Origin of the sequence: Neoroseomonas rubea (assembly GCF_016106015.1) — a bacterium.
In the GTDB taxonomy this organism is placed as follows: Bacteria; Pseudomonadota; Alphaproteobacteria; order Acetobacterales; family Acetobacteraceae; genus Neoroseomonas; species Neoroseomonas rubea.
The window spans coordinates 1-5642 of the sequence record NZ_JACADQ010000278.1 but is presented as its reverse complement, the minus strand read 5'-3'; the positions used below and the strand labels follow the sequence as shown (position 1 = coordinate 5642).

General features: G+C 72.5%; 6 protein-coding genes. 2 read left to right on the top strand and 4 right to left on the bottom strand.

Going from position 1 to position 5642, the window contains the following annotated elements; all coding sequences use genetic code 11:
• On the top strand, positions 1-2572 hold a 2572-nt coding region (locus tag HW577_RS19470), incomplete at its 5' end, for a phosphoenolpyruvate carboxylase (RefSeq protein ID WP_198377791.1).
• A 46-nt stretch (positions 2573-2618) separates the two neighbouring features.
• Positions 2619-3299, top strand: coding sequence for a hypothetical protein (locus HW577_RS19465; RefSeq protein WP_198377790.1), 681 nt, complete (start codon positions 2619-2621; stop codon positions 3297-3299).
• A 7-nt stretch (positions 3300-3306) separates the two neighbouring features.
• On the opposite strand, the gene HW577_RS19460 is transcribed toward HW577_RS19465, so the two are convergent.
• From HW577_RS19460 to HW577_RS19445, 4 genes are all read right to left on the bottom strand, one after another.
• Positions 3307-3711, bottom strand: a complete 405-nt coding sequence (locus HW577_RS19460) for a DUF3574 domain-containing protein (RefSeq protein WP_198377789.1) — start codon at positions 3709-3711, stop codon at positions 3307-3309.
• A complete protein-coding gene (locus HW577_RS19455) occupies positions 3708-4058 on the bottom strand; it encodes a DMT family transporter (protein ID WP_198377788.1) in 351 nt (116 codons plus the stop codon). Before HW577_RS19455 ends, HW577_RS19460 begins: the two co-directional genes overlap by 4 nt.
• On the bottom strand, positions 4055-5020 hold the full coding sequence (locus HW577_RS19450) for a glycosyltransferase family 2 protein (RefSeq protein WP_232475073.1): 966 nt from the start codon (positions 5018-5020) through the stop codon (positions 4055-4057). Before HW577_RS19450 ends, HW577_RS19455 begins: the two co-directional genes overlap by 4 nt.
• Before the next feature lie 18 nt (positions 5021-5038).
• A partial coding sequence (locus HW577_RS19445; protein WP_198377786.1) for a class I SAM-dependent methyltransferase occupies positions 5039-5642 on the bottom strand: 604 nt, incomplete at its 5' end.

Below are 5642 nucleotides of genomic sequence, written 5' to 3'. Positions count from 1 at the left end.
GCGCCGCCTTGCCGCCTATGCCGGCCTGGGCGACGACGCGGCGGCGCTGGCCGCGGTCGCGGCGCGCCTCGTGCGCCCCGATCCCGACGACAGCCCGGTGCCCTTCGCCGCCTATCGGGAGGCTGTCGAACGCCCGCGCTTCGCCGCCGTCTTCACCGCCCACCCGACCTTCTCCCTGCCGCCGGAGACGGGGGCGGCGCTCGCCGCCGCGGCCTGCGGCGCAGCCTTGCCCGAAGGGCTCGCGCATCGCCCCGCGCCGCCGACGCTGGAGGCGGAATTCGACCAGGCCGCCGCGGCCATCGCGCGCGGGCGGGATGCGCTCGACGCGCTCGCCGCCGCGCTGATCGAGGCCGGGCAGGCGGTCTGGGGGGACCGGGCGCTGGCGCTGCTGCCCACGCCGGTCATCATGTCCTCCTGGGTCGGCTACGACACGGATGGGCGGACGGATATCGGCTGGCAGGACACGCTGCGGCTGCGGCTGCGGATGAAGCGGCTGCAACTGGCGCGGCTGATCGACCGACTCGCGCCGCTCGGCGACTGCGCCGCGCCGATCGTCGACCGTGCCCGCGCTGCTGAAGCGGTCGTCGCCGCCCAGGTCGCGGCCACGCCGGCGAAAGCGACGGCGGATTCGGTGCAGGCCTTCGCCCAGGCGATGGTCGGCGGCCAGGACGCCGCGCTGACCACGCCCGACCCGCTGCTCGACCTGTTCCCCGCCGCGATCGCCGCGGCACCGGATGGCGCCGCGCGCCAGGTGCTGGCGGTGCAGCGGGCGGGGCTTGCCGCGCATGGGCTGGCGCTGGCGCACACCCATGTCCGGCTGAACGCGACGCAGATCCACAACGCGCTGCGCCAGCGCATCGGCATCGCTTCAGCCCCCGACGACCCCGCCGGACGGCGCGGGCTGCTCGCCCAGGTGAACGCGGCGCTGGCCGAAGTCGCGCCCGTGCCCGTCGACTACGGCGCGTTGCTGGCGGAAAAGGCCTCCGCCGCGCGGCTGATGATGACCGTCGCGCAGATGCTCAAGCACATCGATGCGAGCCAGCCCGTCCGCTTCCTGATCGCCGAGACCGAGACGGGCTACACGCTGCTCGCCGCGCTGTGGCTGGCCAAGCGTCTCGGCATCGCGGACAGGATCGAGATCTCCCCCCTCTTCGAGACGGCCGAGGCGCTGGAACGCGGCGAGCGGGTGCTCGAGGAAGCGCTGCGCAGCCCGCATTTCCGCGACTACCTGCGCGCCCATGGCCGGTTGTGCCTGCAATTCGGCTATTCGGATTCAGGGCGCTATGTGGGGCAGCTCGCGGCCTCCTACCTCGCCGAAAGGCTCAAGATCCGGCTGGCCGAGCAGATGCGCCGGCACGGGCTCGAAGGGATCGAGCTCGTGCTCTTCGACACGCATGGGGAGAGCATCGGCCGCGGCGGCCATCCCGGCAGCCTCGCCGACCGCTTCGCCTATCTCTCCCCGCCGCAGGCGCGCGCCGCGCTGGTCGCCTCGGGGCTGCGGCTGCGGGAGGAGGCGGCCTTCCAGGGCGGCGACGGCTACCTGCTGTTCGGCACCGATGCGCTGGCGCGCGCGACGGTCGCGCGCATCGCCGAGCACGCCTTCGCGCCCCCGCCCGCCGAACCTGACCCGATCTATGCCGAGGCCGATTGGGGCGCGGATTTCTTCGCCACCGTCCGGCGCGAAGTCGCTGCCCTGGTCGAGGACCCGGGCTATGCCGCCATCCTCGGCGCCTTCGGCCCCGGGCTGCTCGACAAGACCGGGTCACGGCCTTCCGCGCGGCAGACGGATGGGCTGGGCGGGGCGATCCGCATCACGCATCCCTCGCAATTGCGGGCGATCCCGAACAACGCGATCCTGCACCAGCTCGGCTTCCTCGCGAATTCGCTGCACGGGCTCGGCGCCGCGGCGGCCGCCAGCCCGGACACCTTCGCCGACATGCTGGCGCGCTCGCCACGCTTCGCGCGCGCCATGGCGATGGCTGCGCGGGCCGCGGAATGCTCCGATCTCGGCGTGCTGCGCGCGGCGGTGGACATGCTCGACCCGTCCCCCTGGCTGGATCGCGCCGGCTTCACGAAGCGCCCCGGGCGGCGGGAGGCGCTGACGGCGGTGGCCGAGGCGCTGGAACGGCTCGACCTCTCGCCCCTGACGCGGCGGATGTTCCGTCGGCTCCAGGCGGACCACCAGAAGCTGCGCGCCGCCTGGCCGGACCTGCCGCGCATGCCGGACCGGATGGTGCTGGCGCATGCGGTGCGGCTGTGCCTGGTGCAGCGGCTCTGGCTGCTCGCGGTGGCGTTGCCGGAATTCAGCCCACGCCATGGCGCGACGCGGGACAGCCTGATCGCGCGGCTGCTGCAGCTCGATGTCCCGCCCGCGCTCGACCTGCTGGGCGAGATCTTTCCCGCCGCACCGGATCCGGCGACGGGTCTCGACTTCGGGGAAGCGGCCGGCCCGCGGGAGGGTGTCTCCTACGAAGCGGAGCACGCCGCCATCCTCGGCCCCATGGCGCGGATCTTCGCCCTGGTGCGCGAATGCTCGGCGGTGGTGTCGCATGAGGTCGGCGCCTTCGGCTGAACCGCTTCGGCGCCGTCCCGCCGGTACGCTGGCAGGATCGGCGGCGATGAGCACGCGCATCGCGGCCCTCTTCGCCCTGCTGCTCCTCGCCCTGCCGGCGTGGGCCGATGAGCCATGCCCGCGCAGGGCGCATGTCGATTGCGCCGGCGCGATGCGCGCGGTCGATGCGGCGATCGCCGCCGATCCCTGGCTCGCGATCATCGACCAGGCGCGGGCCATGCGGCTCGAGGAACTGGGGCGGCTGCTGGATGCCGGGAGCGCCGCCGAACTCCGGCGCCAGGACGCCGCCTGGCGGCGCAGCCTGTCGCGCGACCTGTTCTTCCGCCCGGATGGCAGCCTTGACGAGGCCGCCCCGCGCGCCGCGCTGCGCGGATCGATGGAGTACTGGCTCACGCGGCTGATGCGCGTGCAGCACGACCCTTCCTGGCGCATCGGCGGCGTCTGGTTCGGCGTGCAGGGGCAGGTCGCGGTCTCGGTGGCCGGCCGCGGGCGCCATCGCATCGAGGCGAACACGGAGGAGGTGAACCACCTTGCCTGGACCTGCGAATACGAGGGCGAGGGCGAGAGCCACCGCGACGACTGGCTGGAGACCTCGGACGGCGCGCTGGACCTGCGACGCGTCGGCAGCGTGCTCCGCATCCGCATGATCGGGCCGGGGCCGGTCGATTTCTGCGGCGCCGCCGGCAGCGTCGCGGGCGACTATTTCCGCATCGGAGACGCGGACTGAGGTCCGGTCAGAAGGCCACGCAGGCGCTGCGATGGACGGTCAGCACCGATTGCTGGCGGAAGCGGCGCTTCCATTCCTCCTCGACCGGGCGGAGGCGGGCGCGCGCCGTGGCGACGTCCTGGCCGGGCAGGACGAGGACGAGCACCTTGCTCTCCTCCTGCAGGATGCGCCCGTCACGGCCGCGCCACTGGCCGAGACCATCCAGCGCGGTCAGCCCGTCGGGGAAGGCGGGTGTGACGGTATCGGCGAGGAAGGCGCGCCATTCGGCCTCGCTCACCGGCGCGCGGTCGCGAACGTTGCGGCCGAAATAGGCTTCCGAGACGGTCGCGGCCTCGGTGCCCTGTGGGCAGGCGGGCGGCGGCGCGGCGCAGGCGCCGGCCAGCAGCGCCAGCGCGACCGCCGCGCTCCTCACGCCGTGGTGGCCAGCAGCGCGACGCCGGCCGAGATCAGCGCGATCGCCGCGATCTTGGTCGCCCCGAGGCTTTCCCCGAACACCGCCCAGCCGACGATGGCGATCACCACATAGGAGGCGGCGGTGCAGGGCAGCGCCACGCTCATCGGGATTTTTCTCAGCGCCACGATATAGAGCAGCGCTGCCCCGCCGTAGCAGACGAGGCCGATCATCGTCGCGGGGCGGAACAACTGGTGGATGAAGCCGCCGGCGGCTTCGACCGCGTCGTTCGCGCCCGACTTCAGCAGCAGCTGCCCGACCAGGGAGGTGGTGATCGCGGCGGCCAGGGCCAGCCAGTACGGCGTCATGCCGGCGGGTCCTTCGCCGCGATGACCTGTCGCACCACCCCCTGCGGCTTGCCGTTCGCCGACATGAAGGCGCGCCCGACATACTCCCCAAGCACGCCGAGGATCAGGAACTGCACCCCCGCGATCAGCAGGGTGACGGTCATGAGCGAGGCCCAGCCGGACGGGGTCTCGCCCACCAGCGCCTCGAAGATCACCCAGGCCGCGGCGACGAGGCCGAGCATGCCCATCGCGACGCCGGCGAGCACCGCCAGGCGCAACGGCAGCACCGAGAAATTGGTCGCGAGGTTGAGCCAGAGCCGGATCAGGCGCCGCAGCGTGTAGTTCGACCGGCCCTCGGCGCGGGCGAAGTGCTTCACCTCGATGCTGTCGAGCCGCTGCGTCACCTGCATCAGCAGCCCGTCCACATAGGGGTAGGGGCCGCGATACTTCACCACCTCGGCCACCGCGAGGGCCGACATGCAGCGGAAGGAGGACAGGTAGAGCCCCTTCGGCTTGTCCATCAGCTGGTCCGCCACCCAGTTGGCGAAGCGGCTGCCGATGTTGCGCCAGCCCTCGTGTTCCTTCACGGCATACCGGGTGTAGACCACGTCGAACCCGCCGCGGCGGGCATGGTCATACAGCTTGATGACCTCCTCCGGCGGGTTCTGGAGGTCGTCGTCCATGGTGATGACATAGGCGCCGCGCGCGTGGCGGAGCCCGGTCATGACCGCGTTGTGCTCCCCGAAGTTCCGTGCGTGCTCGATATACGTCAGCGGCACGGTGGCGGTGCGGGCCAATTCGCGGCACACATCGCCGGAATTGTCCGGGCTGCCGTCGTTCACCAGCACGATCTCGATCCCGCCTTCCGGCGTGAGCTTGGACAGTTCTGCGACGAGCGTGCCGACTGTGGCCGCGCCGCGATAGACCGGCACAACGATGGACAGTCCGACCGGGTGCGAGGCCCCGGCCGCTTGGGTGGACATGGAAGCCGTCTCCGACATTCAGGACCTTGTGGCGAGCAGGAGGATCGATCCCCCGGCAGGATAGCGCAGGCCGAGGCGGGCGAGGCCGCGCTCGGCCACCGTCACGCCATGCAGCGTGGCGTCCAGCCAGGGGGGGAAGTCTTGGACGTCGCTTTCCGCCTTCTCGTCCGCGCGCAGCATCTTGCGCTGCAGGACCATGAGGGGGAGCAACAGGGCGTTCCAGTAGCGTGCCTCGACGCCGGCAAAGCCCGCGGCCTCGAGCATCGCCCGCGCGCCCCCGGCGGTGAAACGCCGGGTGTTGTGCACGCGGATGTCATGCGCCGAATGCAGCCAGTCATAGGCCGGCAGGTTCAGCACCAGCGTCCCGCCCGGGGCGAGCACGCGGCGGAACTCGGCCAGCGCCGCCGCGGGATCGACCGCGCGGTGGCAGAGCACGTCGCAGGAGGTGAGCGCGGCGAAGGCGCCATCTGCGAAGGGCAGGCGGTTCGCATCCCCCGCCGCGGCCACCGCGCCCGACTTGGCCGCGGCGCGGGCGGCGGCTGCGGGGTTGAAATCGAGGCCCACGAGCGGCCGGTCGAGCCCGGCAAGCCGCCGCAGCAACCCGCCCGTGCCGCAGCCGGCA

Excerpts from the sequence above, each read along its gene's own strand:
- HW577_RS19450 (WP_232475073.1), bottom strand. The coding sequence starts at position 5,020 with ATGTCCACCCAAGCGGCCGGGGCCTCGCACCCGGTCGGACTGTCCATC.
- HW577_RS19465 (WP_198377790.1), top strand. The coding sequence starts at position 2,619 with ATGAGCACGCGCATCGCGGCCCTCTTCGCCCTGCTGCTCCTCGCCCTG.
- HW577_RS19455 (WP_198377788.1), bottom strand. The coding sequence starts at position 4,058 with ATGACGCCGTACTGGCTGGCCCTGGCCGCCGCGATCACCACCTCCCTG.